22 protein-coding genes are annotated in these 23,863 nt (G+C 65.9%); 11 read left to right on the top strand and 11 right to left on the bottom strand.

The genetic code is table 11. From position 1 onward, the window contains the following. The first annotated feature begins 390 nt into the window (after window positions 1-390). Entirely contained in the window at window positions 391-2,478 is a 2,088-nt protein-coding gene (locus tag ACNFJ7_RS07595; RefSeq protein ID WP_019367809.1) for a M3 family metallopeptidase, read from the top strand. A 97-nt stretch (window positions 2,479-2,575) separates the two neighbouring features. Further along, complete coding sequence (locus tag ACNFJ7_RS07590; protein ID WP_019367810.1) at window positions 2,576-2,992, top strand: flagellar basal body rod protein FlgC; 417 nt, start codon at window positions 2,576-2,578, stop codon at window positions 2,990-2,992. Between the two features lie 41 nt (window positions 2,993-3,033). Here the strand turns inward: ACNFJ7_RS07590 and ACNFJ7_RS07585 are convergent, their stop codons facing one another. Further along, the gene (locus ACNFJ7_RS07585) at window positions 3,034-3,459 is read right to left on the bottom strand and encodes an organic hydroperoxide resistance protein (protein ID WP_019367811.1); all 426 of its coding nucleotides are present in this window, start codon (window positions 3,457-3,459) and stop codon (window positions 3,034-3,036) included. A gap of 138 nt (window positions 3,460-3,597) precedes the next feature. On the opposite strand from ACNFJ7_RS07585, the gene ACNFJ7_RS07580 reads away from it, so the two are divergent. The 3 genes from ACNFJ7_RS07580 (at window position 3,598) to ACNFJ7_RS07570 (ending at window position 7,734) form a co-directional block, all read left to right on the top strand. Further along, window positions 3,598-4,029, top strand: coding sequence for a MarR family winged helix-turn-helix transcriptional regulator (locus tag ACNFJ7_RS07580; protein WP_026008823.1), 432 nt, complete (start codon window positions 3,598-3,600; stop codon window positions 4,027-4,029). A 260-nt stretch (window positions 4,030-4,289) separates the two neighbouring features. Further along, entirely contained in the window at window positions 4,290-5,900 is a 1,611-nt protein-coding gene (locus ACNFJ7_RS07575) for an NAD(P)/FAD-dependent oxidoreductase (protein WP_019367813.1), read from the top strand. Window positions 5,901-5,970: 70 nt separating this feature from the next. Beyond that, window positions 5,971-7,734 carry a putative bifunctional diguanylate cyclase/phosphodiesterase gene (locus ACNFJ7_RS07570; protein WP_019367814.1) on the top strand — a complete coding sequence of 588 codons (1,764 nt, stop codon included), beginning with the start codon at window positions 5,971-5,973 and terminating at the stop codon, window positions 7,732-7,734. Here ACNFJ7_RS07570 and ACNFJ7_RS07565 read toward each other — a convergent pair. Continuing rightward, window positions 7,731-9,509: an ABC transporter transmembrane domain-containing protein gene (locus ACNFJ7_RS07565; protein ID WP_019367815.1), complete on the bottom strand. Its 1,779-nt coding sequence runs from the start codon at window positions 9,507-9,509 to the stop codon at window positions 7,731-7,733. The two genes, ACNFJ7_RS07570 and ACNFJ7_RS07565, sit on opposite strands and share 4 nt — an antisense overlap. 151 nt (window positions 9,510-9,660) lie before the next feature. Between ACNFJ7_RS07565 and ACNFJ7_RS07560 the strand changes: the two genes are divergently transcribed. After that, window positions 9,661-10,893: a polyhydroxyalkanoate depolymerase gene (locus ACNFJ7_RS07560; protein ID WP_019367816.1), complete on the top strand. Its 1,233-nt coding sequence runs from the start codon at window positions 9,661-9,663 to the stop codon at window positions 10,891-10,893. A 23-nt stretch (window positions 10,894-10,916) separates the two neighbouring features. Here ACNFJ7_RS07560 and ACNFJ7_RS07555 read toward each other — a convergent pair whose 3' ends face one another. The 6 genes from ACNFJ7_RS07555 to ACNFJ7_RS07530 form a co-directional block, all read right to left on the bottom strand. Then, on the bottom strand, window positions 10,917-11,285 hold the full coding sequence (locus tag ACNFJ7_RS07555) for a YkvA family protein (protein ID WP_019367817.1): 369 nt from the start codon (window positions 11,283-11,285) through the stop codon (window positions 10,917-10,919). A gap of 41 nt (window positions 11,286-11,326) precedes the next feature. Next, window positions 11,327-11,806, bottom strand: coding sequence for a pyridoxamine 5'-phosphate oxidase family protein (locus tag ACNFJ7_RS07550; protein ID WP_019367818.1), 480 nt, complete (start codon window positions 11,804-11,806; stop codon window positions 11,327-11,329). A gap of 42 nt (window positions 11,807-11,848) precedes the next feature. Continuing rightward, the gene (locus ACNFJ7_RS07545; protein WP_019367819.1) at window positions 11,849-12,799 is read right to left on the bottom strand and encodes a glucokinase; all 951 of its coding nucleotides are present in this window, start codon (window positions 12,797-12,799) and stop codon (window positions 11,849-11,851) included. A 98-nt stretch (window positions 12,800-12,897) separates the two neighbouring features. Beyond that, window positions 12,898-13,389 carry a DUF805 domain-containing protein gene (locus tag ACNFJ7_RS07540; RefSeq protein WP_019367820.1) on the bottom strand — a complete coding sequence of 164 codons (492 nt, stop codon included), beginning with the start codon at window positions 13,387-13,389 and terminating at the stop codon, window positions 12,898-12,900. 41 nt (window positions 13,390-13,430) lie between these two features. Further along, a complete protein-coding gene (locus ACNFJ7_RS07535) occupies window positions 13,431-14,606 on the bottom strand; it encodes an acetyl-CoA C-acyltransferase (protein WP_019367821.1) in 1,176 nt (391 codons plus the stop codon). A 132-nt stretch (window positions 14,607-14,738) separates the two neighbouring features. Next, window positions 14,739-15,197 carry a MaoC/PaaZ C-terminal domain-containing protein gene (locus tag ACNFJ7_RS07530; protein ID WP_019367822.1) on the bottom strand — a complete coding sequence of 153 codons (459 nt, stop codon included), beginning with the start codon at window positions 15,195-15,197 and terminating at the stop codon, window positions 14,739-14,741. Window positions 15,198-15,327: 130 nt separating this feature from the next. On the opposite strand from ACNFJ7_RS07530, the gene ACNFJ7_RS07525 reads away from it, so the two are divergent. Next, entirely contained in the window at window positions 15,328-18,261 is a 2,934-nt protein-coding gene (locus ACNFJ7_RS07525; protein ID WP_019367823.1) for an L-glutamate gamma-semialdehyde dehydrogenase, read from the top strand. A 13-nt stretch (window positions 18,262-18,274) separates the two neighbouring features. Here the strand turns inward: ACNFJ7_RS07525 and ACNFJ7_RS07520 are convergent, their stop codons facing one another. Together ACNFJ7_RS07520 and ACNFJ7_RS07515 are read right to left on the bottom strand one after the other, a co-directional pair. Next, window positions 18,275-19,441, bottom strand: a complete 1,167-nt coding sequence (locus ACNFJ7_RS07520) for a mechanosensitive ion channel family protein (protein ID WP_019367824.1) — start codon at window positions 19,439-19,441, stop codon at window positions 18,275-18,277. An 8-nt stretch (window positions 19,442-19,449) separates the two neighbouring features. Continuing rightward, complete coding sequence (locus ACNFJ7_RS07515; RefSeq protein WP_019367825.1) at window positions 19,450-20,466, bottom strand: DNA topoisomerase IB; 1,017 nt, start codon at window positions 20,464-20,466, stop codon at window positions 19,450-19,452. Window positions 20,467-20,579: 113 nt separating this feature from the next. Here ACNFJ7_RS07515 and ACNFJ7_RS07510 point away from each other — a divergent pair, with 113 nt between their 5' ends. Continuing rightward, the gene (locus tag ACNFJ7_RS07510) at window positions 20,580-21,131 is read left to right on the top strand and encodes a DJ-1/PfpI/YhbO family deglycase/protease (protein WP_019367826.1); all 552 of its coding nucleotides are present in this window, start codon (window positions 20,580-20,582) and stop codon (window positions 21,129-21,131) included. Between the two features lie 264 nt (window positions 21,132-21,395). Continuing rightward, the gene (locus tag ACNFJ7_RS07505) at window positions 21,396-21,962 is read left to right on the top strand and encodes a hypothetical protein (RefSeq protein ID WP_419724240.1); all 567 of its coding nucleotides are present in this window, start codon (window positions 21,396-21,398) and stop codon (window positions 21,960-21,962) included. 9 nt (window positions 21,963-21,971) lie between these two features. On the opposite strand, the gene ACNFJ7_RS07500 is transcribed toward ACNFJ7_RS07505, so the two are convergent. After that, window positions 21,972-22,286, bottom strand: a complete 315-nt coding sequence (locus ACNFJ7_RS07500) for a hypothetical protein (protein ID WP_037512746.1) — start codon at window positions 22,284-22,286, stop codon at window positions 21,972-21,974. Between the two features lie 283 nt (window positions 22,287-22,569). On the opposite strand from ACNFJ7_RS07500, the gene ACNFJ7_RS07495 reads away from it, so the two are divergent. Beyond that, entirely contained in the window at window positions 22,570-23,187 is a 618-nt protein-coding gene (locus ACNFJ7_RS07495) for a S24 family peptidase (RefSeq protein ID WP_019367830.1), read from the top strand. Further along, window positions 23,184-23,819: a class I SAM-dependent methyltransferase gene (locus tag ACNFJ7_RS07490; RefSeq protein ID WP_019367831.1), complete on the top strand. Its 636-nt coding sequence runs from the start codon at window positions 23,184-23,186 to the stop codon at window positions 23,817-23,819. The genes ACNFJ7_RS07495 and ACNFJ7_RS07490 overlap by 4 nt, the downstream gene beginning before the upstream one ends. The last annotated feature ends 44 nt before the right edge of the window (window positions 23,820-23,863 follow it).

Raw genomic sequence — 23,863 nt, 5'->3', positions numbered from 1 at the left:
GGCTGCGCCGTGGCGCGGCTCGCCTTTTCGTACGCGCGGTTGCGCTGCGTGTTTGGCTGAAATACCCCTGTTAAAGGGAGAGAAGATGACCATCGATCGCCGCCTGTTCCTGGCGGGTGCGGTGGGCACGGCAATCGCGACCCGCGGGGGCGCGATCCTGCTGGTGCCGATCGACGCGCCCGACCAGGCGGCAAGGTGCGGTTCGATGCCGCGGATCGCCCAGGGGCCAGCCTGGTCTATCGGAGCGGTTCGATCGGGCTGGCCAGGCCGGAGGGGGACGCGACCTTCTTGGTGCGCTGAAGGCGAGGCCGGCAGCCGGCTCACTCCGCACGCCGCCCGCGCGGGAGATTTGTCGTGCGAACGCGGCTGCTTGCCTGTACTGCTCTCGCCATGCTGGCATCCCCACTTCCCGACGCGACGGCGCCGCAGGCGCCTGGCTCGGCGGCCGATCAGACCGTCAACCCGCTGCTCGAAACCTGGACGACGCCCGATGGCGTGCCGCCTTATGACCGTATCCGCCCGGAGCAGTATGCGCCCGCCTTCGACGTGGCGCTCGCCGAAGCGCATGCCGGCTATCGCCGCATCGCAGACGACCCCGCTCCGCCGAGCTTCGCCAACACGATCGAGGCGATGGAGGGGGCGGGGCGACTGCTTGGCCGCATCGCCAGCGCGTTCTTCAATGTGGCCTCCGCCGACGCGAGTGACGCAATTCAGCGCATCGAAGAACATGTCACCCCCAAGCTGACTCGCCTCGCCAACGAGACATGGCTGGATCCGAAGCTGTTCGGCCGGATCCGTGCGCTTTGGAACGCGCGCGCGGGCCTGACCCTTACGCCCGAACAGGCGCGGCTGTTGCAGGAGGTGCACGAGCGGTTTGTGCGCGCTGGCGCGGCGCTCGGCCCGGACGAGCGCGCCCGCATCGCCGCAATCAACGAGGAAATGGCGACGCTGAGCGTCGATTTCGGTCAGAAGCTACTTGCGGACCAGAAGGCTGGCAGCGTGTTGCTGTCTGCAACCGAGGTCACGGGCCTGCCCGAGGACCAGCGCAGCGCCGCGGCGATGGCCGCGGAGACTGCTGGGCATTCCGGCAGTTTCCTGTTCCCCGCTACCCGTTCCGCTGCAGAGCCGTTCCTGACCGCTGCACCGAACCGCGACGCGCGCGAGAAAGTGTGGCGCGCCTTCGTGATGCGCGGCGATCATGGCAATGCGAATGATACCAATGCGATTGTTACCCGGCTTCTCGCGTTGCGGATCGAGCGGGCAAGGCTGCTCGGCGCGGAGAGCCATGCCGCCTTCGTGCTACAGAACCGGATGGCGAAGACGCCGGCCGCCGCGACCGAGCTGCTGATGCGCGTCTATCGTCCGGCGCTGGCGCGCGCCGGAGAGGAGCTGCGCGATATCGCCGCCTGCGCGGCGCGGGACGGCATCGCCAGGGTGGAGCCCTGGGATTGGCGCTATTATGCCGAGCAGGTGCGCAAGGAGCGCTTCGCCCTCGATGAGGCGGCGGTGAAGCAATATCTGCCGCTGGAGGGGATGGTCGCCGCGCTGTTCGACACGACCCAACGGCTCTATGGCATCACCGCCCATGCGCGGCCCGACGTGCCCGTCTATGCGGAAGGCGTGCGTGTGTGGGAGTTGCGCGAGGCCGACGGGCGCAAAATCGGCCTGTTCTATGCCGACTGGTTCGCGCGGCCGACCAAGCGCCCCGGCGCCTGGATGAACAGCCTGCGCGACCAGAACGATCTGTTCGGCGAACAGCCGATCGTCGTGAACAACCAGAATATCGTGCCGCCCGCGCCGGGCCAGCCGGCGCTGATTTCGATGGACGAAGCGCGAACGCTGTTCCACGAATTTGGCCATGGCCTGCACGGCCTGCTCAGCAAGGTGCGCTACCCCAGCCTTTCCGGCACCGCCGTGCCGCGGGATTTCGTCGAGTTCCCGAGCCAGGTGTACGAGCATTGGGTGGTCGCGCCGGAGACCTTGCGGCGCTATGCCCGCAACGCCGCGGGAGAACCCATGCCGGACGCGATGCTGCAGGCGCTGCTCCAGTCCCGCACGTTCAACCAGGGTTATCTGACGGTCCAGCAGCTTTCCTCCGCAATCCTCGACATGCGGCTCCACATGCTGACCAGCCTGCCGGACGACTTCCATCCGCGTACCTGGGAGGCGGCGGAACTGCAGGCGCTGGGCGTGCCGCCCGAAGTTGGGATGCGCCATCGCCTCGCGCATTTCAGTCACATCTTCGACGGAGGCTACGCGGCGGCCTATTATGCCTATACCTGGGCGGAAGTGATGGACGCCGACGGATTCCAGGCCTTCGAGGAGGCGGGTGACATCTTCGATCCGGCGATGGCGGCGAAGCTGCGCCGCGAGGTGCTGGAACGCGGCAACACGCGCGATCCAGCCGAAAGCTATATCGCGTTCCGGGGGCGGATGCCCGCGCCGGACGCGCTGCTGCGCAGCCGGGGCCTGAACTGACCACCCCGGCGCGGCGATCGGGTTAGCCGCGCATGCACCATGTTCGTCCACCGATCGATTACGAATGACTGCGATCATGGTACATCGGAGTAGCGCCATGATCGCCACCAACATCGCCCTGACGGGGCTTCAGGCCAGCGTCGCGCGCGTCAACGCGAGCGCGCAAAACCTCGCCAACGTCCAAACGACGGGCGAGACCGCCAAGGCAGTGACGGCGGCTACGGCGATCGGCAAGACGGTCAATCACGCCTACCAGCCGATCGCGATCTATCAGGCGGCGGCCGCGGCCGGCGGGGTGAACGCCAAGCCGGTGCCGGCGGTGCCCGGGACGGGGCCGCGCTACGATCCCGAATCGCAGGATGCCGACGAAGACGGTATGATCGAGGCGCCCGACATCGACTTCGCGAGCGAAGACGTCGAACAGCGCAAGGCGCTGTTTTCCTTCCGCGCAAACCTGTCGGTGATCCGGACCGAGGACCGGATGATGGGTTCGCTGCTGGATATGCGCGTATAAAGCACACGGCCCTCTCCCCGAAGGGAGAGGGCTCGCAAGCATCAGGCCAGCGTCAGACCGACATCCACGTTGCCGCGGGTCGCGTTCGAATAGGGGCAAACTTGGTGCGCGGCGTCGACCAGCTTCTGCGCCTCCGCGCGGTCGAGGCCGGGCAGGTTGACCAGCAGGTCTGCGGTGATGCCGAAGCCGCCTTCCGAACGCGGGCCGATGCCCACCGTCGCAGTGACCGTCACGTCCGCCGGAACCTTGATCTTCATTTGCGCACCGACCGCCTTCAGCGCGCCGATGAAGCAGGCCGAATAGCCTGCCGCGAACAGCTGTTCCGGGTTGGTGCCGTCGCCGCCGGCGCCACCAAGTTCTTTCGGGGTCGAGAGTTTGACTTCCAGCACGCCGTCTTCCGAACGCGCGCTGCCGTCGCGACCGCCGGTTGCCGTCGCCTTGGTGGTGTACTTCACATCGACCGACATCGTGTGTCTCCCTTAATTCCCGCGATAACCGTTATCGCGATAATCGGCGGATAGGCGATGCTGAACCTCTTGTCCAGAGATTATTTATCGCGATATGCGTTTTGTACCGCCATGGTCGGCGGAGAGGAGTTTCTGCCCATGCCTGCGCCGCTTCCGCTCGACAGCCAGCTCTGCTTCTCGCTCTACGGCGCGAGCATGGCGATCACGCGCGTCTACAAGCCGATCCTCGACCGGCTGGGGATCACCTATCCGCAATATCTGGTGCTCCATGCGCTGTGGGAGAAGGACGGCCGCACAGTGGGCGCAATTGCCGAGCGGCTGGCGCTCGAATCCAGCACGATCACGCCGCTGGTGAAGCGACTGGAGGCGGCCGGGCTGGTCGAGCGCAAGCGCAACCCGGAGGACGAACGCCAGGTGCAGGTGTTTCTCTCCGACCAGGGCCAGGCGATCCGCGAGGAATGCGGCTGCCTGGGCGAGGCGCTTGTGGAGAAGACCGACATGGCGCTGGAGCGGCTGGCGGCACTCAACCGCGAGGCGCAGGCGCTGCGCGACTCGCTGGCGCGCGACTGAACGGTACGCACCGATCTGCGGTTTGCCGGAGGACGGACTGACGCTAATAGCACATGGCGTTGCGGGGACTCGCTTTCCACGCCGTCCTCCCGGCGAAAGCGGGGATCCATTCGCCGCTCGGTCGCAGATAATGGCGGGATGGAGACCCCAATGGATTCCGGCTTTCGCCGGGAGGACGGGCGGGGTTACGGGTTCCCATCGACGCTACCTTGTATAAGGGATGCACCTTCACCCCCAAATCTGCTGGAATCCACGTTTCGATGCTGCGCCTGTCCGGACTTTCCTTGCCGCTCGATCATCCCGCCGATGCACTGGCCCCGGCGATCGCATTGCGGCTGGGCGTGGCGCCGGCCGAGGTGCGCGGGTTTACTGTGTTCAAGCGCGGCAATGACGCCCGGCGACGCAATGCGATCCTGCTGGTCTACACGGTCGACGTCGATCTGGCGGACGAGGCCGAGGTGCTGGCGCGCCTCGCCGGTGACAAGGATGTGCGGCCCACGCCGGACATGACCTACCGCCCGCCGGTCCATGCGCCCGAAGGGTGGCAGGGGTTGCGCCCAGTGGTGATCGGCGCAGGGCCGTGCGGGCTGTTCGCGGGCCTGATCCTCGCCCAGATGGGTTTCCGCCCGATCATCGTCGATCGCGGCAAGATCGTGCGAGAGCGGACCAAGGACACGTGGGGTCTGTGGCGCCGCTCCGAGCTCAACCCGGACTCGAACGTCCAGTTCGGCGAGGGCGGAGCAGGAACTTTCTCGGACGGCAAGCTCTATTGCCGGGTGAAGGATCCGCGCTTCCTCGGCCGCAAGGTGCTCGAGGAGTTTGTGAAGGCCGGTGCGCCCGACGACATCCTGTGGCAGGCGCATCCGCACATCGGCACCTTCCGCCTCGTCTCGATGGTGGAGAGCATGCGCCGCACCATCGAGGAACTGGGCGGCGAATATCGCTGGCAGACGCGCGTCGATGCGATCGAGCTCGACGGCGAGCGCAAGATGCGCGGCCTGCACCTGCACGATGGCAGCTTCCTGGAGGCCGATCACGTCGTCCTCGCGGTGGGGCACAGCGCGCGCCCGACCTTCGAGATGCTTCACCGCATGGGCGTGCATCTGGAGGCCAAGCCTTTCTCGATCGGCGTGCGGATCGAGCATCCGCAGAGCTGGATCGACCAGGCGCGCTTCGGCAACTGCGCCAAGCATCCGGACCTGGGCGCCGCCGCCTATGCGCTGTCGCACCACTGCGCCAATGGCCGCACCGTCTACAGCTTCTGCATGTGCCCGGGCGGCCGGGTGGTGGCGGCGACCTCGGAGGAGGGCCGCGTCGTCACCAACGGCATGAGCCAGTATTCGCGTGCCGAGTTCAACGCCAATTCTGGGCTGGTCGTGGCGATCGACCCCGCGCGCGACTATCCGGGCGGTCCGCTCGCGGGCATCGAGTTGCAGCGGAAATGGGAGGACGCGGCCTTTATCGCCGGCGGCTCCAACTACAACGCGCCGGGGCAGCTGGTCGGCGACCTGCTCGCCGGGCGGCCCTCCACCGCACTGGGCCAGGTGGTACCGAGCTACAAGCCGGGGGTCACGCCCACCGATCTCTCCGCTTGCCTGCCCGATTTCGTGATCGAGGCGTTCCGCGAGGCGCTGCCCGTGTTCGGCCGCCAGATCGCCCGCTACGACCATCCCGAGGCGGTGATGACCGGCGTGGAGACGCGCACCTCCTCGCCGCTACGGATCACCCGCGGGCCGGACCTGCAGAGCCTCAACACGCCGCGGCTGTTCCCGGCTGGCGAAGGCGCGGGTTATGCCGGCGGCATCCTTTCGGCGGCGATCGACGGCATCAAGGTCGCCGAGGCCTTGGCGAAGAGCATCACCGGACAATAGCGCAATCCCCGCTGGTTTTGGGAAAATCGTTTCCGCCCGCCTCTATAATGAAAGGTGAAGGGAAACGATTGTGCAGGATTATCGCGAAGCCGCCCGGCTGGACACGCTGCACCAGCTGAAACTGCTGGACACGCCGCCGAGCGAGCATTTCGACCGCATTACGCGAATGGCGGCACAGATTTTCGGCCTGCCGGTGGCGGCGGTATCGCTGACCGACAGGGACCGGCAATGGTTCAAGTCGCGGGTGGGTGTCGAGCATTGCAGCATCCCGCGGCACAAAGCGCCTTGCGCCGAAGTCGCCGAGACGTGCGACTTTGTGATCATTGAGGACTTCGCGACGCACCCCGGCTATGCCGACAGCCTGCTCGCCCAGGCCGGCACCCGTTTCTATGCGGGCGCACCACTCATCACCAGCGATGGCTATGGGCTGGGCGCGCTGTGCGTACTAGGCATGGCGCCGCGCCATGCCACCGAGGCGGAGCTCGGCGCGCTGGCCGATCTCGCGGCGATGGTGATGACGCAGATCGAACTGCAGCACGCTTTCGGACGGATCGATCCCATCAGCGGCCTGCCGACCCGCGCGCAGTTTCGCGACGATCTGATTGATCTGGCGCGGGACTATCCGGGGCAAGCCCGGATCGCGGTGGTCGGCGACCTTGCTCGCGACGACCAGATCGCCAAAATCGTGAGCGCAATGGGCGCGCCGCGCGTCGACGAGATGGTGCGTGAAGCGTCGCGCGCAATCCAGGCGGCGCTGGGCGCCGATCGTACCGCCTATCATATCGGCACCACCCAATTCGCGTTCCTTTCGCCCCCCGATATGAAACCCGAAACCTATCAGCCGCTGCTCGAGCAGGCGTTCGAAACCATGCGGGCGACTTCCAGCGTGCGGTTTGTCACCAGTGTGGCCGTGGGCATGCGGCCGTTCCGCTTGGGTGAGGTTTCGTCGGAAGACGTTCTGCGTGGAGCGATCAGCGCGGCGCAGGACGCGCGCCGCACCGATGGCGCCATCGCGCTTTATTCGGCCGAACGCGATCAGGCGATGCGCCGGCGGTACGATCTTCTCCAGGATTTCGGCGCGGCGCTGGAGGCGGGAGATCAACTGCGGCTCGTGTACCAGCCGCGGATCGACCTTCGCACCGGCGCGTGCGTGGGGGCGGAAACGTTGCTGCGGTGGCGTCATCCCGTGCTGGGTGACATATCGCCGGCCGAATTCATCCCGATCATCGAGCAAACCGCATTGGCCCAGCCGATCACGCAATGGGTGCTGGAGCAGGCGCTCGACCAACTGGTTCGCTGGCAGGCGGCAGGCATCAACCTGACGCTATCGATCAACCTTTCGGCTGCCAATCTGATGGAGACGGACCTGATCCAGCGCGTGCAACTGGCGTTGCTTGCACGCCAGTTGCGACCCGAGCAGCTGGAAATCGAGCTTACCGAGAGTGCGGTGATGGCCGAGCCCGAAAAGGCGCTGGCCATGCTGCGCGAACTGGCGGCGGCGGGGGTCGCGCTGGCGATCGACGATTTTGGCACCGGGCACAGCAGTCTTGCTTATCTGCAGCAGGTGCCTGCGCACGTGGTGAAGATCGATCAGGCGTTCGTCCGCTGCCTCGGCACCGACGGAGGCGCCGATCATGTGCTGATCGAAACGATGGTGGGACTGATCCACAAGCTGGGCCGTCGCGTTGTCGCGGAGGGCGTGGAGACGGAGGAGACCGCGCAGCTTCTGGCCGCCATGGGCTGCGAGGAAGGGCAGGGCTATTGGTTCGCGCGGCCTTTGGAGGCGGCGGCGTTCCTCGAATGGGTGGCGGCGCGCAGGGCGATCGCGGCTTAAGCGCTTTCCTGGAACTGCAGCGCGGCCAGCCGGGCATAGAGCCCGCCCTTGGCGACCAACTCCGCATGGGTGCCGGTCTCCACAATGCGGCCGGCATCCATCACGATGATGCGGCCTGCCGCCCGCACGGTGGCGAGGCGGTGGGCGATTACCAAGGTGGTGCGCCCATGCATCAGCCGTTCCAGCGCATCCTGCACCAGCCTTTCGCTTTCCGCGTCGAGAGCGCTGGTCGCTTCGTCGAGCAGAAGAATCGGCGTGTCGCGCAGCAGCGCGCGGGCGATGGCCAGTCGCTGGCGCTGGCCGCCGGATAGCCGCGCTCCGCCTTCCCCCAGATAGGTATCGAGCCCATCGGGCAGGTCGCGAAGGAAGCTGGCGGCATTGGCCGCCTCGGCGGCCGCCCAGATGGCGTCGTCGCTAGCGTTCCAGTCGCCGTAGCGAAGGTTATCCCGAGCGCTGGCGGCGAAGATCACCGTCTCTTGCGGCACCATCGCGATGCGGGCCCGGACATCGGCGGGATCGGCGCTGGGAATGGCGACTCCATCGACCCGGATCTCGCCCGATTCAGGATCGTAGAAACGCTGCAGCAACTGGAAGAGAGTGGACTTGCCCGCACCCGACGGGCCCACCACCGCAACCGTCTCGCCAGGCGCTACGAACAGCGAAAAGTCCTGGAGTGCCGAGACTTCGGGACGGGTTGGGTAGCGGAAGGTAACGCAATCGAATGCGATGGCGCCTTCGGCAGGGCGGGGCAGGGGCGTGGGCCGGGCCGGCGCGGCGATATCCGGCTCCTGCGCGAGCAGTTCCGCCAGCCTGCTGGCCGCGCCGGACGCGCGCAGCAGATCCCCATAAACCTCGGTCAGCGCGCCGAACGAGCCGGTGACCAGGCCAGCGGTGATGACGAAGGCGGTGATCGCGCCCCCGCTGATCTGCCCGGCCGCGACCCCGGCAACCGCATCCCACATGATCAGGGTGATCGCGGTGAAGAGCAGGCCGATCACCAGCGCCGTCATCACTGCCCGCAGCGCGAACCGCCGTTTGGCCGCAGCGAAACTGCGCGTCACCGCATCTTCGAATCGCTTCCCTTCGCGCGGCTCCTGTCCGAAAGCCTGCACGATCTGCATTGCGCCCAGCGTTTCCGATGCGATTGCGCCGATATCGGCGACGCGATCCTGGCTGGTGCGCGAGTATTGGCGCACGCGCCCCCCCAACCACACGATGGGAAGCACGGTGAGCGGCATGCCGACGATCAGATAGGCGGCGATCTTCGGCGCAAGCACGAAGAGGTAGATTACGCCGCCAATGCCCGTGAGCAGGTTGCGCAACGCGGTGGATACGGTCGATCCCACCACCTGTTCGACCAGTGCCGTATCCGATGTAAGGCGCGATGCGATTTCGGACGGGCGATTTTCCTCGAACCATTTCGGCGGCAGGCGCAGCAGGTTGCGGTGCACGGCGACGCGGAGATCGGCCACGGTGCGCTCGGCCACCCACGATACCGCGTAGAAGCGCACCGCTGTCGCGATCGATAGCACCAGGATCACCGCCAGCAGACCCTGGAAATACACGCCGATCTCGCTGGTATCGGCACCGGCGGAAAAGCCGTTGTCGACGATTTGCTTGAACGTGCGCGGGATCCATAGCGTCGCGAGCGACGACGTGATCAGCGCTGCGGTCGCGATGGCGATCTGTAGCGGATAGCCGCGCGTGAAACGCCAGATGACGAGCAGGCTGCTGAGCTTGCGGCGGGGCGCCGGCGGCGGGATCGTATCGGCCATGGCGAGCGCGTAGCGCGGTTCGCGAGGCAGGGGAACCACCCGCGACTGTCTCGGTTCCGCATTGGTACGACATTGCGGCGCACAACGCCGCCGTCTATATGGATCATAACAAACCCCCGCTGCAGGGATCGGGGCACGGGGAAGGAAATCTATGCTGTACGACGCCTACGAGATTCAGCGTTCCATGCTCGCCGGAGCGAGCGCTTTGGCCAATTTCGGCGCAGGCCTGCTCAACAATCCTGCCAATCCCTTCGCCTATTTCGGGGGCGGACCGGTGCTCGCCTCTGCGCTGGAGGTGTTTGCGCATGCCTCGGCACCGCGCGGCAAGCCCAGGTTCCTGCTCGATCAGACCGTGATCGACGGCCAAATGGTGGAGGTGCAGGAGGAAGTGGTGCTGCGCAAGCCGTTCGGCCAGCTGAAGCGGTTCGTGCGCAAGGGCGTGGAAGGTGGCCCGAAGCTGCTGATCGTCGCGCCGATGTCCGGCCACTATGCCACGCTGCTGCGAGGCACGGTGGAGCGGATGCTGCCGGTGGCGGACGTGTACATCACCGACTGGCGCGACGCGAAACTCGTGCCGACGTCGGAGGGCCGGTTCGACCTCGACGATTATATCGACTATCTAATCGCGTTCCTGGAGCATATCGGAGCGGAGGGCGATCCGCGTCCGCACATGCTCGCCGTCTGTCAGCCTTCCGTGCCCTGCTACGCGGCCGCGGCGCTGATGAGCGCCGACAAGCATCCCAACCGTCCGCGCACGCTGACCATGATGGGCGGCCCGATCGACACGCGCGAGGCGCCCACCGCCGTCAACACGCTCGCGACCGAGCGGCCGTTCACCTGGTTCGAGCATAACGTGATCGCCACCGTCCCGATGACCTATGCCGGCGCCGGGCGGAAAGTGTATCCGGGTTTCCTGCAGCTCGCCGGTTTCATGACGATGAACCTGGGCAACCACCTGATCTCGCATTGGGAAATGTTCAAGCACCTCGTTCAGGGCGATGACGAGAGCGCCGATGCGACGATGAAGTTCTACGAGGAATATCGCTCGGTCTGCGACATGACCGCCGAATTCTACCTCCAGACGATCGACGTCGTGTTCCAGTCGCATGCTCTGCCTAAGGGAACGATGACGCATCGCGGCCGGCTGGTCGATCCGGGTGCGATCACCGATATCGGCGTGCTGGCAATCGAAGGCGAGCGCGACGATATCTCCGGCATCGGTCAGACCAAGGCGGCGCTTACCTGCGCGAAGAACCTGCCGGAAGCCTATCGCCAGTATCACCTGGCCGAAGGCGTGGGCCATTATGGCATTTTCAACGGTTCGAAGTGGCGCAACCGGATTGCGCCGGTGGTCGAGCAGTGGATGGCGACTCACGCAGGTTGAGCAGCAGCCCTTAGGCGGGCTCGTCAATCGTAGCGGGTGACGAGCCAGCTCCACACCAGCCAGGCGAGCAGCGCCCAAATCGCGAGAATAATGGCGATGCCGCCCCAGCTGACGGGGCGCCCGCTTGCCTTTTCCGCCTCGATCCGATGCTCGGCGAACTGCTCGGCCGGGATCAGCTTCTCGAATAGCCAGATGCCGAGCGGGATCAGAATCGCATCGTCGACCAGCCCGAGCACGGGAACGAAATCAGGGATCAGGTCTATCGGCGACAGCGCATAGGCCGCGACTAAAACGCCGACGATCCGCGCAGCCAGGGGCGTGCGCGGATCGCGGATCGCGAGCCAAACGGCATGCGCTTCGGTGCGGACGCGGTGCGCGAGGGAAGGGCCCATGGCCCTGGATCGCGCAGCGGCGCCGCCCGGTCAATCGCGGATCAGGATTCTGCGGTGGTATCCACCTTGGCGTGGCTGCCGGTTTCGTCCGATCGGATCTTGCCGCCGAACAGCATCTTCAGCTTGCCGGTGACCGACATATCGGTCTCCCACATTTCGGCATCTTCGATGTCTAGGCGCAGCAGTGCGAGGTTCGGATCCTGCTTGCCGCCGGGGAACCAGGCTTCCACCTGGTTGTCCCACAGCTTGTCGATCATCGCGAAGTCGTTGTCGATCCGCGCGGTGCCGGCCAGGCACGCGAAGAAATCATGCCCCTTTGCGACGAACTGCGCCATCGCCGGGCCACCCTTGGCCATGCGATTGTCCTTGCCGATGAAGAAGAAGATCGTGTCGATCTGGTCCTCGTCCAGTTGTGCGGTCAGCGGTTCGCTGTGCTGTCCGTCCTGCAGACCCACCATCATATAGGGGCTGCTCGCCAGCTTGGACCAGAAATGCTTCTTCAGTTCGACGGTGTCGGCCATGATCGTCTCCTTAGGATCTGGCCGGGTAACGTGCAGGCCCGCTCAGGCGTTCCGGAGGGCGGCGGCGGCGCCGATCAGCTCCAGGTCGTTGCGATTGACCAGCGCCACCGGGACTTCCGACAGCGGGCGGCGAAAGGCGATGCGCGCTTCCATGCGCTTGCGAAAACAGGGACCGGCCAGATCGACCTGCAGCGCGCGAGCGATCGCGCCGGTGAGGAACACGCCGTCCCACGCGTCGAACGTCAACGCGAGATCCCCCACAAAGGCGCCGAGATGCTGGGCGAACATCCGCACGACATCGGTGCAGATCGGATCGCGCCCGACATTGCGGGTGACGTCTTCCGGCGCGCGCAGCCTTTTGCCGCCCGACAGCGCCTCATATGCCAAGAGAAGACCCCCGGCGCTGAGTAGCGTCTCCACCTCCACCAGCATGCCGCGACTGCGGCAGAAGGCCGCGAAACGTTCCTCTTCCGCCGTCTGCGGCGCAAAGGCGATGTGGCCGGCTTCGCTCTGCACGGGCACCAGCCGCCCATCCGCACCGATCAGGGCGGATACGCCGAGCCCGGTGCCGATCCCAACCACTGCATAATTGCCTTGCGGGCTCGGGGGCTTGGGCGGCGGACCGGACAGGGGCGTGAACGCCGCCTGCGGCAGCCGGGTCAGCGCCAGTGCATTTGCCGAGCATTCGTTCAGCGCAATCGGGCGCTCGCGCAACACCGCTTCCACCCCGGCCAACGAGATATACCAGCGGCTGCCGGTAAGGTTGATCAGATCGCCGCGCACCGGGCCGGCCACCGCCAATGCGCTCGGCAGGCGTGCATCGCGCAGCCCGACGCGGGTGAGATAGGTGATCAGTGCGCTGGTGAACGTAGGGTGATCGGCGTTGAAGAAGCGCTGCTGCTCGCGCGGATCAGTGCCTTCCTCGCCTCCGGTCAAGCCGAACCGGACCGATTGGCGGCCGATATCGGCCACCAGCGCCACGCCATCCCCCATTGCTTCCTCGTCCTGTTGCTGCCCTATCGAACGGGCGTTTGGGACAGGGTATCGCTAACAATGTTGAAAGAGCAATAGCTTGTCGTTGCTCTGCGGGTTCAGCGGGCTCGCGGATCGGCACCGAAGCGATTGGTCCCAATCATCGGCGACCAGAAAAGCGCGATCACCAGGATCGTCAATGCCACCGGTGCAGCCCAAGATAGTACGGGTAGGCCCCCGTGCAGCCCAATCGCCACCTGCTGCCGATTGAGCCAGCCTGCCAGCACGATCAGCGCCAGCACGACGCCGGGAAGCACCGGCAAGCCCACATCGTGCAGGCGCCGCGCGCCCAGCCCTATCAAGGGTACGAGCAGCAGCAATGCCAGCGATTGCTCGAAGGCGACGCGCCGCCAGAGGATGGGTAATCCGAGGGCCGTGGGCGGGTGAAAGAAATGCACCAGCACGAGAAGCATGGCCTCGCCAAAGGCGATCAGGATCAGGGCGCTGGCAAGCTCGCTGCGCGTTGCGCGGCCGCGGAGCACGAAGCTCTGTGTGCATGCGCGGAGTCCGCTGCGAAGCGAAACGCCATCGGCGTAGGTTGCTGCCGTCATGGAAGGGAGGGTGCCGTGGCGGGCACCCTCCGGTCAAGCCCTTAGAGTGTCTCGAAAAGACCCGCTGCGCCCATGCCGCCGCCGATGCACATGGTGACGACGACATACTTCGCGCCGCGACGCTTGCCTTCGATCAATGCATGGCCTGTCATCCGCGCGCCCGACATGCCATAGGGGTGGCCGATCGAGATCGCGCCGCCGTTGACGTTGAGCAGCTCGTTAGGAATGCCCAGCTTGTCGCGGCAGTAGAGCACCTGCACCGCGAACGCTTCGTTCAGCTCCCACAGGCCGATATCGTCCATCTTAAGGTTGAAGCGCTCGAGCAGCTTGGGGATCGCATAGACCGGGCCAATGCCCATTTCGTCGGGCTTGGTGCCCGCCACCGCCATGCCGACATAGCGGCCCAGCGGGGTGAGGCCGCGCTGCTCGGCAAGCTTCTCCTCCATCAGCACCGCGGCCGAGGAACCGTCGGACAGCTGGCTGGCATTGCCCGCGGTGACGGTGCCGTTCGGCACCACCGGCTGAAGCGCCTGCAGGCCCTCCAGCGTCGTCTCGGGGCGATTGCCCTCGTCCTTGGAAAGCGTGATTTCCTTCTGCGAGACTTCCTTGGTCTCCTTGTTGACCAGGTTCATCGTAGCGGTGACGGGCACGATCTCGTCGTCGAACTTGCCCGCGGCCTGCGCGGCGGCGGTGCGCTGCTGCGACTGGAAGGCATAGGCGTCGCACGCATCGCGGCCGATGCCGTAGCGGGCGGCGACCACCTCGGCAGTCTGGAGCATCGGCATATAGGTGTCGTTGTGCATCGCAATCAGCTCACGGTCGGGCTCGACGCGCATCTGCGGGGTCTGGACGAGGCTGATCGACTCCACGCCGCCGCCCAGCGTGATATCCATATTGTCGACGACGATCTGCTTGGCCGCGGTGGCGATCGCCATCAGGCCCGAGGCGCATTGCCGGTCGATCGACATGCCCGGCACGTCCACCGGCAGCCCGGCGCGGAGCAATGCCAGGCGGGCGATGTTGGGCGCCTGGCTGCCCTGCTGGAGCGCGGCGCCGAACACGACGTCGTCGACCTGGCCCGGCTCGATGCCCGCCCGCTCGACCGCGGCGCGGATGGCGTGCGCGCCCAGCGTCGGCGCCGGCGTGGCGTTGAACGCCCCGCGATAGGCCCGGCCGATGCCCGTGCGGGCGGTGGAAACGATGACTGCGGAGCGCATTTCCTGTCCTTCCTTCTTCGCTCCCCTCCCGCTTGCAGGAGGGGCTGGGGGAGGGGTTGGGCCCCTCCGGTTCCGTTGTTTCGAGGCTAGACCAGCCCCTCCCCTAACCCCTCCCGCAAGCGGGAGGGGAATTTAGACGTAAATCAGCGCGATCCACTCGGCGATCACCGCCGGCTTCTCCTCGCCTTCGATCTCGAGCCGATATTCCTGCACCTGTTCCCAGACGCCGGGCTGGCGCTCGACGAACTTCTTGAGCGTGAACCGCCCGCGCACCCGCTTGCCCGAGCGCACCGGGGTGATGAACCGCACCTTGTTCCCCCCATAGTTCACGCCCATCCGCGCGCCTTCGATCCCCGGCGCATCGGTGCGGACGGCGAGCATCGGCATCAGCGAGAGCGACAGGAAACCATGCGCGATCGTGCCGCCGAACGGCGTTTCGCCCGCGCGTACCGGATCGACATGGATGAACTGGTGGTCGCCGGTCGCTTCCGCGAACTGGTCGATCATCGCCTGGGTGACCTCCACCCAGTCCGAGACATGCTCGGCGCCGATCCGTTCGGCCATCGCGTGCGGGGTGACGGTCGCCGCCAAGACTATCCTCTCGCGTAATTATCTTTCATAGGCACGCCATATCTAGTGGGGCCACCGGCCTCCCTGCAAGCTTTAGCCGACCGGAAACTGGAAAATGCCGACTGCCGTACCGTCACACCACCGTGAAACGATGGCCAAGCTGCACCGTGCGGCCGAACCGGATGTTCTAAAACCGCTTTTGGAACGGGCGCGACTCACGCCTGATTCGCGCGAGCGGGTGATGGATCACGCCCTCGCGCTGCTGGCCGACCTGCGCGCGGCGCAGACCCGCGGCTGGGTGAACCAGTTCCTCCAGGAATATCGGCTGAATTCGTCCGAAGGCGTCGCGCTGCTCAGCCTGGCCGAGGCGTTCCTGCGCGTGCCGGATCCCGAGACCGCCGACCTGCTGATCGCCGACAAGATCGGCGATGCCGACTGGAAGGCGCATTCGGGCAAATCGAACTCAGTGCTGGTCAATTCCGCCACCTGGGGCCTGATGCTCGGCCGCGCGCTGGTCGGCGACGAGAAGACCGGGGCGCTTCGCCGGTTGATCTCGCGCGCGGGCGAGCCCTTCGTCCGCCAGGCGGTGGGTGCCGCGATGAAGCGGATGGGCGAAGTCTTCGTGATGGGCCGCACCATCGACGAGGCGATGAAGCGCATGAAGAAGCCCGAGAACAAGGGCTTCACCGCCAGCTTCGACATGCTGGGCGAAGCGGCACGCACCAAGGCTGATGCCGAACGCTATTTCCAGGCCTATTTCGAGGCGATCCGCGCGGTCGGCCGCGATCCCAAGGCGGGCCATTCGATCTCGGTCAAGCTCTCCGCCCTCCACCCGCGCTACGAAGTCGCGCAGTACGACCGCTGCGTGCCCGAGCTGACCGACATGCTGGCCCAGCTCGCCTCGGAATCGGCGGCACAGGGCATCCCGCTCACCGTCGACGCCGAGGAGAGCGAGCGGCTGGAGATGAGCCTCGACATCATCGGTTCGGTCGCGCGCCGGCCCGAGCTGAAGGGCTGGAGCGGCTTCGGCATGGCGGTCCAGGCCTATGGCAAGCGCGCCCGCGCGGTGATCGGCTGGGCCGACGATCTCGGCCGACCGATGCATGTCCGGCTGGTCAAGGGCGCCTATTGGGACAGCGAGATCAAGCGCACGCAGGTGGAGGGCCTGCCCGACTATCCGCTGTTCACGCGCAAGGCGGCGACCGACGTGTCGTACCTCGCCTGCGCGCGCGACATGCTGGCGGCGAAGAACATCGTGCCGGCCTTTGCCAGCCACAATGCGCTGACCGTTGCGACGATCCTCGACTGGGCCGGTGACAGCCGTGACTTCGAATTCCAGCGGCTGCACGGCATGGGCGAGGGGCTGTACGAGCGCCTCGTCAACGAACAGGGCTATCACTGCCGTATCTACGCGCCGGTGGGCGGGCATCGCGACCTGCTCGCCTATCTCGTCCGCCGCCTGCTCGAAAATGGCGCGAATTCCAGCTTCGTTCACCAGCTTGCCGACGAGCAACTGAGCGAGGAGGAACTGCTCGCCGATCCGGTGGATAAGATCGCTGCGGTCGGCGGCACGCGGCATCCGAGCATCCCGCTGCCGGTGGAATTGTTCGGGGCGTGGAAGAACAGCGGCGGGATCGATCTGGCCGAGCGGACCGTCCTGGCGGAGACGGCAGCAGCGATTGCAGCCAAGCCGCTGCCCAGTGTCACCCCCAACGCGGCACCCGATGTAAGGGCGGCCATCGATCGCGCCTCGATCGCCTTCCCGGCATGGTCCGCGACGCCGCTCGCCACCCGTGCGGCGGTGCTGGAGCGCCTCGCCGACCTGCTCGAGGAAAACCGCATCGAGCTGATGGCGCTAGCGGTGAAGGAAGCCTTCAAGACCATTCCCGATGCGCTCGGCGAGGTCCGCGAGGCCGCCGATTTCTGCCGTTACTACGCGCTCCAGGCGCGCACCGGGCTTGCCCCGATCACCCTGCCCGGGCCGACGGGCGAGCGCAACGAGCTGCGCATGGAAGGCCGCGGCGTATGGGCGACGATCGCGCCGTGGAATTTCCCGCTGGCGATCTTCCTCGGCCAGACCGCGGCGGCGCTGGTCGCCGGCAACGCCGTCGTCGCCAAGCCCGCCCCGCAGACGCCGGAGATCGCCCGTGCGGCGGTGCGCCTGGCCCATCAGGCGGGCGTGCCGGAGAATGCGCTGGTGCTGGTGACCGGCGGGCCGGAAGTGGGCGCCGCGCTCACCTCAGATCCGCGCATCGCCGGCGTGGCCTTCACCGGCTCTACGCCGACCGCCAAGAAGATCGCCGCCGCGCTGCTGGAGGGCGAAGACCGCCCGCTGGTGCCGCTGATCGCCGAAACCGGCGGCATCAACGCGATGATCGTCGATTCCACCGCGCTGCCCGAACAGGTGGTGGCCGATGTGCTCACCTCGGCCTTCCGCTCGGCCGGGCAGCGCTGCTCGGCGCTGCGCCTGCTGCTGCTGCAGGAAGAGATCGCCGAGGGCGTGATCGAGATGCTGCGCGGCGCGATGGAGTTGCTGATCCTCGGCGATCCCGCCGATCCGCGTACCGATATCGGCCCGGTGATCGACCAGGCGGCCTATGACAAGCTGATGGCCTATCGTGACAGCGCCAAGGCCCAGTGGATCAAGACCGTGCCGGTGCCGGCTACCGGCCTGTTCGTGCCGCCGACGATGATCCGCATCGACCGGCCCGAGGACCTGACCCGCGAATGGTTCGGCCCGATCCTCCACGTCGCCACCTGGAAGGCGGGCACGCTTGCCGAGACGGTGGCGCGGGTCAACGCCAAGGGCTTCGGCCTGACCATGGGCCTGCACAGCCGCATCGCCCGCTCGGCCGAGCTGGTGGAAGCGGAGGCGCGGGTCGGCAATCTCTACATCAACCGTTCGATGATCGGCGCGGTGGTGGGCTCGCAGCCCTTTGGCGGCGAGGGCCTGTCGGGCACCGGCCCCAAGGCGGGCGGGCCGCACTATCTGCACCGCTTCTGCGCGGAGCGGGCGGTGTCGGTGGATACCACCAGCGCCGGCGGTAATGCGACGCTGCTCAGCCTGGACGAAGGGGGGATTTGAAACGAGGGAGCGGTTATCGCTCTCCCGGATCCTTGTCGACGCGCAGTACCGGCTGCACATCCGGATAGGGCAGGATCAGCTTGCCATCGGGCGCTGCGGTAAAGCTGGTCTGAGTGGGGTAGGGGATGGAAATCCCCTCCTCAGCGAATTTGCGTAGAATGCCCGTCGCGATCCGGTCCCGCGTCGGGTGGGCGATGTTCCAGTCGGACGAATGCACTTCGGCGATCAGCTCATAGTCGAGCGAACTCGCACCAAATCCCGAAAAGCCGTTGCGGACCGCGGTTGCGCCATTCGCCTCGACGATGTCTTTGAGAATCTCGGGCAGCCGATCCAGCACGTCGGGCGGCGTCTCATATGCGACGCCGAGCTTGAACGGCAGGCGGATGCGTGTGCGATCGGAGAGGTTCTGCAGTTCCTTGTCGAGCAGCTGCCGGTTCGAGATGATGTGCATCTCGCCGTCGAATGAGCGGACGCGAGTGGATTTGAGGCCGATGCCTTCCACCGTGCCGCTGGTCTGATCGAACTTGATATTGTCGCCCACCCGGAACGGGCGATCGAACAGGATCGACAGCGCCGCGATCAGATCGCCGAAGATGCCCTGCGCGGCCAGACCGATGGCGATGCCGCCGACGCCGAGACCGGCGACTAGGCCGGTGACGTTCACGCCCACATTGCTCAGCACCATCACTAGCGCGATGGCGAACAACGCGATGGAAATCAGCAGTCGGATGATGCCGATAGCGCTGGCCAGGCTCTCGCTGGGCTTGTCGCCATGGGTGCGATGCTCGATCAGCCCGAAAATGACTTCGCGGACCCAGATCGCGGCCTGGAAGGCTGCAGCCACGGTGAACAGGAAGGTGACGGTCTTGTCCAGCAGCGCCGGCGTCTGCGCATAGTTTACCACCAGCCGGATCGCCGTCATCAGAATAAAGAAATTGCCGGTGCGGGCGACGGTGCGGCCAAGGATCGTGTACCAGTTCGTGCCGCCGCTCTCGCTGTTGCGGCACAGCCGCATCCCCCAGGATCTGAGCGTATGGAGCAGGAGCACGATGCCGGCGGCAATGCCGGTGGCGATCAGGATGCTCAGCCAATGTTCGGCGAGCCATTCCGGCGTATCGCCGACAAAACTCGTGATCTGGCGTTCGAGATGGGCGGGGGAGGATTTGTTGGCGTTCAGCATCGTCGGGATCAGGCTGCCTTGGCTGGCTGTTCGGCGGGATCGCTTTCCAGAAAAGCGATCAGGCCACGTTCGTAGCGATCGAGGTACTGCGTCGTACGCGGCAAGCGCAAGCCGGCGCGGAACAGCGCCTGCGCCTGCTTGTCGCGTGCCAGATCGATCAGGCGCGGGTGGACATAGGACTTTCGGGCGATGGCCGGCGTGTTGCCCAGCGCTTCGGTAACCGGCTCGAGCAACGTTTTCAGGCCGATATAGGCATCCGACTGGGCCAGCGTTTTAAAGGCGATTACGCTTGCCCCCCAAGTGCGGAAATGCTTGGCGGTGAAATTGTCACCCATGGCATCGCGGATATAGGCGTTGACATCGCTGGACGTGACGGGATGCGCACCACCTTCCGTGTCGACCCAGCGAAACAGATGCTGGCCCGGCAGATCCTGGCAACGCTTGACGAAGCTGCTGAGCGAACGATCCGAAACGGTCATGATCCGCAGCTTGCCCGATTTGGCGCGGAACTGCAGCTTCAGCACTCCGCCTTTCACCACCGCGTGGCGCTTGCGCAGCGTCGTAGCGCCAAAGCTCTTGTTTTCCTGGGCATAGGCTTCGTTGCCGATGCGGATGGTGCCCAGATCGAGCAGCCGCACCACGGCTGCAATTGCCTTTTCGCGGCACAGTCCGCGCAGGCGCAGGTCTGCTTCCACCTTGCGGCGAAGGCGCGGCAGCCGTTCGCCGAAGTTGCCGCAGCGATCATATTTTGCCGCCTCCTGAGCTTCGCGAAAGCCGGTATGATAGCGATACTGCTTGCGCCCCTTCGCGTCATAGCCGGTGGCCTGGATATGGCCGTTGGGGTCGGGGCAGAACCAGGCGTCGACATAGGCCGGCGGCAGCCCGATCGCGTTCAGCCGTTCAATTACGTCGCGGTCGGTGATGCGGTCGCCGTTCGCGTCGAAATATCCCCAGCCATGTCGCATCTTGCGCCGTGTGATGCCCGGTTCATGATCATCGACATAGACGATGTCGGCGCTGTCCATTGCAGTTCCTTGTTCCGTGGGCGCAAAATGCGCCGCAGCAACAATTCGTTCCGGAACCTGCCTAAGGGCGCGGGGGTTGCCCGATCATCCAGTGATCGAGAGAGGATGCCCCCATGGCGCAGTTGAAGAATGCCCGCGTACTGATGATCGCCACCGATGGTTTCGAGGAATCAGAATTGTTTGACCCGCGCCAGGCGCTGCTTGATGCCGGCGCACAGGTAACGCTCGCTTCGCTGAAGATGGCGCCCATCACCGGCGAAAAGGCCGGCGAGAAGGGCAAGAGCATAACCCCGGACGCCACGGTGGAGCAGGTGGATCTGGAACAGTTCGATGCGCTGCTGCTGCCCGGCGGCGTCGGCAATCCGGACAAGCTGCGGATGAACACCCGCGCCGTCGAAATCGTGCGGACGTTCATGGACTCGAACCGCGTCGTTGCGGCGATCTGCCACGCGCCCTGGCTGCTGGCCGAAGCCGACGTGGTCGCAGGCCGCCGGTTGACGGGCTGGCCTTCGATCCGCACCGATCTTGCCAATGCCGGCGCCGATGTCGTCGATGAGGCGGTGGTGCAGGACGGCAATCTGATCACTAGCCGCAAGCCGGATGATATCCCTGCCTTCAACCAGGCGGTGATCGCTGCTCTGGAAGACGTGACCGCGCCTGCCTGAAGATATCCACTCGCCGTCGCCGGCTTCGTGCCGGCGATGGTGGGAGCGAGGCTGCGCAGTAACACTCGGCAACATAGGCAGGCGACGCAGGAAAAAATTTTTTCCTGCGTCTTTTGAACTTGTTAGCCAACAAATATAGGAAAACGCACACGCAAGGGCGGCGTAACGCCATTGTAAATGTTGCGCGCTACAACATTCTGTATGAAAACCTTGCCATAAAGATGGCATGAACAACACGTGGTCGCACACGTATCGGGTGAATGCATGAAGCTGTCGCTCGTACCCATAGCCGCCGTTACGCTTGGCGGTGTCTCCGTTATCGCAGCCGCCGCTGTATCGGCGACGGCCACCGGCGAACTATTATCCGCCAAGTTGCAGGTCTGGTCGGCGGGCGGTGTGGCCCAAGCCGGCAATTTCGGTCGACTTGGTCTCGTCGTCGCCGCAGGGCTTTTCGGCTCATGTTCGGGGGGGGGCGCCACCCTGCTGGTTCGCCGCCGCGCTGCTGGTGCGCCGCAGAGCGATTCCGACGGCAGTGCGGCTACGCCCAGGGCAATCACCGCGCCTTCCACCGGAGGGTGGGCCGCCCCGGTCGTTCCCGGCCTGCATGCGGTGCACGCGGCATCGGTGGATGCACCGCGCCGCAGGCCTAACGCCGGTAGTATCGACGGCGAGATGGACAGTGCGGCGCATGCGCTTCTCGATCGCCTGAATCGCGGCGTCATCCGGCGTGAGGTGGCGACGCCGCCGCGTAACCAGCATCATCGCACCCGCACTGATCGCAGGCTGGATGATGGGCTTGCCACCTTGCGTACGCTGGTCCGCCAGGGCTGAGCATCCGGATCAGCAAGCCTCCACCGTCAGCACTTCCACCGCGGCGGTGATCCTGCCGCCGCTCGTCGAGCGGCTAGCGATCACCAGATCAGCGACGAGATGACCCGGGATGGGCAGATCCGCTTCCGGTAGCGCATCGAGCCACGCGGCGGATGCTGCCGTCTCGTCCAGCTCGATGGTGAGCAGGTGTCGGGCGCCGTCGAAGCTTGCACTGGACCATCGCACCCATTTGGCAGTTAGGATCGTGAGCGGGCATCCGGCAGCGTACGCTGCCTTTTGCAGGACACGCTCCATTCGCGTGCCCAGATCGCGCCGCCCGCTCATCGTGCCGCTCCCCGGCCGCATGCCTGCGCGGCGATGAAGGCGCGCAGCCGCGCCGAAAGGTCCGCGCCTGGCCTCCGGCCGAGCCGCATATCGTACACCAGTCGCGGATCGCCCGCCGCCAAGCGGCCGAAGCGGGCCGCTGACATTCGTGTACTCTGCAGGAATGTTTCAACTTCCTGATGCACTGACATCCAGTCCTCCTCCACGTTCGACTCGTGATGATCCCTATTTGTTCTCATCGCGAACCTTGCCTAGGAAAAATCCTATGTGTAGGAAAGAGGCTATGAATGGAGATTTTCAACGTGTCGCTCTGGCGGGGCTGATTGCCGAACGGGGGCTCAGCCTGTCCGAACTTTCGCGTGTGCTCGGGCGCAATGCGGCCTATCTCCATCAATATCTGCATCGCGGTTCTCCGCGCGAGCTGAGCGAGCGCGACCGAGCGCGGCTCGCCGCCTATCTTGGTGTCGATGAGGCGGCGCTCGGCGGTCCATCGCCGGCGATTTTAGTCCCGGTACCGCGCCTGGACGTGCGCGCTGCGGCCGGTGCCGGCGCCTTTGCGGGCGAGGAGGCGGCGCGCCAGCCCTTTCCCTTCCCACCCTTGTTGCTGCGACAGCTCGGCGTGCGGCCGGAGGCGGCGTCCATGATCCGGGTTACCGGTGATTCCATGCTGCCGACACTGGGCGACGGCGATGAAATCCTGGTCGATCGCGACAAGCGGCGCATCGATTCGCGCGGCATTTTCGTGCTGCGGGTGGAGGAGGCGCTGGTCGTGAAGCGGGTGCGTTCGGCGGTGGGCGGGATCGACATGGTCAGCGACAACCCAGCCTATCCGCCGCGCTTTGTCGCCATGGGGGCGTATGAGGTGATCGGACGTGTGGCCTGGCTGGGGCGCGCGTTGTGAGCCATGCGCAAAGCTTCATCCGTGCGCACCTGCCGGTTACGCCAGTGCCGGGGATCGTCGATGTGCATTTGCATAAGGCCGGGCCGTCCAGCGGCGTCGGCCGGTGGGCGGCGGAGGGGCCGCCTCCCTATTGGGCATTCTGGTGGGCCGGGGGGCTGGCGCTGGCCCAGCATCTGCAGGCCTGCCCGGCGCTTGTCGCGGGCCGCCGGGTGCTCGATCTGGGCGCGGGATCCGGGCTGGTGGCGATCGTCGCCGCGCGCATGGGTGCTGCCGGCGTCGCAGCGTCCGAGGTCGACGCGCATGGCCGCGCGGCGATCGCATTGAACGCGACGCTGAACGGCGTGATACTTGAAGACATTGTCGGAGATGTGATGAACGCACCGTCGCCGGCGGTCGACGTGATCCTGGCCGGCGACCTGTTCTACGCGCCCGATGTCGCCGCGCGTGTGGTTCCCTTTCTCGACGGATGCGTCGCTTCCGGCATTGAAGTGTTGGTCGGCGATCCCGGCCGATCGCCGCTGCCGCGCGATCGGCTCACTTTCTTGGCGCGCTACCAGGTGGCGGAAACGGGAGCACCGAAGCCCGCAGCCGTCTATGCTTATCGGGGTGCGGGTCCGTACCCGGTTGCATGACCCTCGCGCATAGTTTTCGAGGCTGGCCGGTGGCATAGAAAAAG

Origin of the sequence: Sphingomonas sp. HT-1 (assembly GCF_048568905.1) — a bacterium.
GTDB lineage: Bacteria > Pseudomonadota > Alphaproteobacteria > Sphingomonadales > Sphingomonadaceae > Sphingomonas.
This window is presented reverse-complemented; position numbering and strand designations above follow the sequence as displayed.

Coding starts and splice junctions, on each gene's coding strand:
- ACNFJ7_RS07560 (WP_019367816.1), top strand. CDS start 9,661: ATGCTGTACGACGCCTACGAGATTCAGCGTTCCATGCTCGCCGGAGCG.
- ACNFJ7_RS07550 (WP_019367818.1), bottom strand. CDS start 11,806: ATGGCCGACACCGTCGAACTGAAGAAGCATTTCTGGTCCAAGCTGGCG.
- ACNFJ7_RS07540 (WP_019367820.1), bottom strand. CDS start 13,389: ATGACGGCAGCAACCTACGCCGATGGCGTTTCGCTTCGCAGCGGACTC.
- ACNFJ7_RS07500 (WP_037512746.1), bottom strand. CDS start 22,286: ATGAGCGGGCGGCGCGATCTGGGCACGCGAATGGAGCGTGTCCTGCAA.
- ACNFJ7_RS07555 (WP_019367817.1), bottom strand. CDS start 11,285: ATGGGCCCTTCCCTCGCGCACCGCGTCCGCACCGAAGCGCATGCCGTT.
- ACNFJ7_RS07515 (WP_019367825.1), bottom strand. CDS start 20,466: ATGGACAGCGCCGACATCGTCTATGTCGATGATCATGAACCGGGCATC.
- ACNFJ7_RS07545 (WP_019367819.1), bottom strand. CDS start 12,799: ATGGGGGATGGCGTGGCGCTGGTGGCCGATATCGGCCGCCAATCGGTC.
- ACNFJ7_RS07495 (WP_019367830.1), top strand. CDS start 22,570: ATGAATGGAGATTTTCAACGTGTCGCTCTGGCGGGGCTGATTGCCGAA.
- ACNFJ7_RS07565 (WP_019367815.1), bottom strand. CDS start 9,509: ATGGCCGATACGATCCCGCCGCCGGCGCCCCGCCGCAAGCTCAGCAGC.
- ACNFJ7_RS07580 (WP_026008823.1), top strand. CDS start 3,598: ATGCCTGCGCCGCTTCCGCTCGACAGCCAGCTCTGCTTCTCGCTCTAC.
- ACNFJ7_RS07505 (WP_419724240.1), top strand. CDS start 21,396: ATGAAGCTGTCGCTCGTACCCATAGCCGCCGTTACGCTTGGCGGTGTC.
- ACNFJ7_RS07575 (WP_019367813.1), top strand. CDS start 4,290: ATGCTGCGCCTGTCCGGACTTTCCTTGCCGCTCGATCATCCCGCCGAT.
- ACNFJ7_RS07520 (WP_019367824.1), bottom strand. CDS start 19,441: ATGCTGAACGCCAACAAATCCTCCCCCGCCCATCTCGAACGCCAGATC.
- ACNFJ7_RS07510 (WP_019367826.1), top strand. CDS start 20,580: ATGGCGCAGTTGAAGAATGCCCGCGTACTGATGATCGCCACCGATGGT.
- ACNFJ7_RS07525 (WP_019367823.1), top strand. CDS start 15,328: ATGGCCAAGCTGCACCGTGCGGCCGAACCGGATGTTCTAAAACCGCTT.
- ACNFJ7_RS07585 (WP_019367811.1), bottom strand. CDS start 3,459: ATGTCGGTCGATGTGAAGTACACCACCAAGGCGACGGCAACCGGCGGT.
- ACNFJ7_RS07595 (WP_019367809.1), top strand. CDS start 391: ATGCTGGCATCCCCACTTCCCGACGCGACGGCGCCGCAGGCGCCTGGC.
- ACNFJ7_RS07590 (WP_019367810.1), top strand. CDS start 2,576: ATGATCGCCACCAACATCGCCCTGACGGGGCTTCAGGCCAGCGTCGCG.
- ACNFJ7_RS07535 (WP_019367821.1), bottom strand. CDS start 14,606: ATGCGCTCCGCAGTCATCGTTTCCACCGCCCGCACGGGCATCGGCCGG.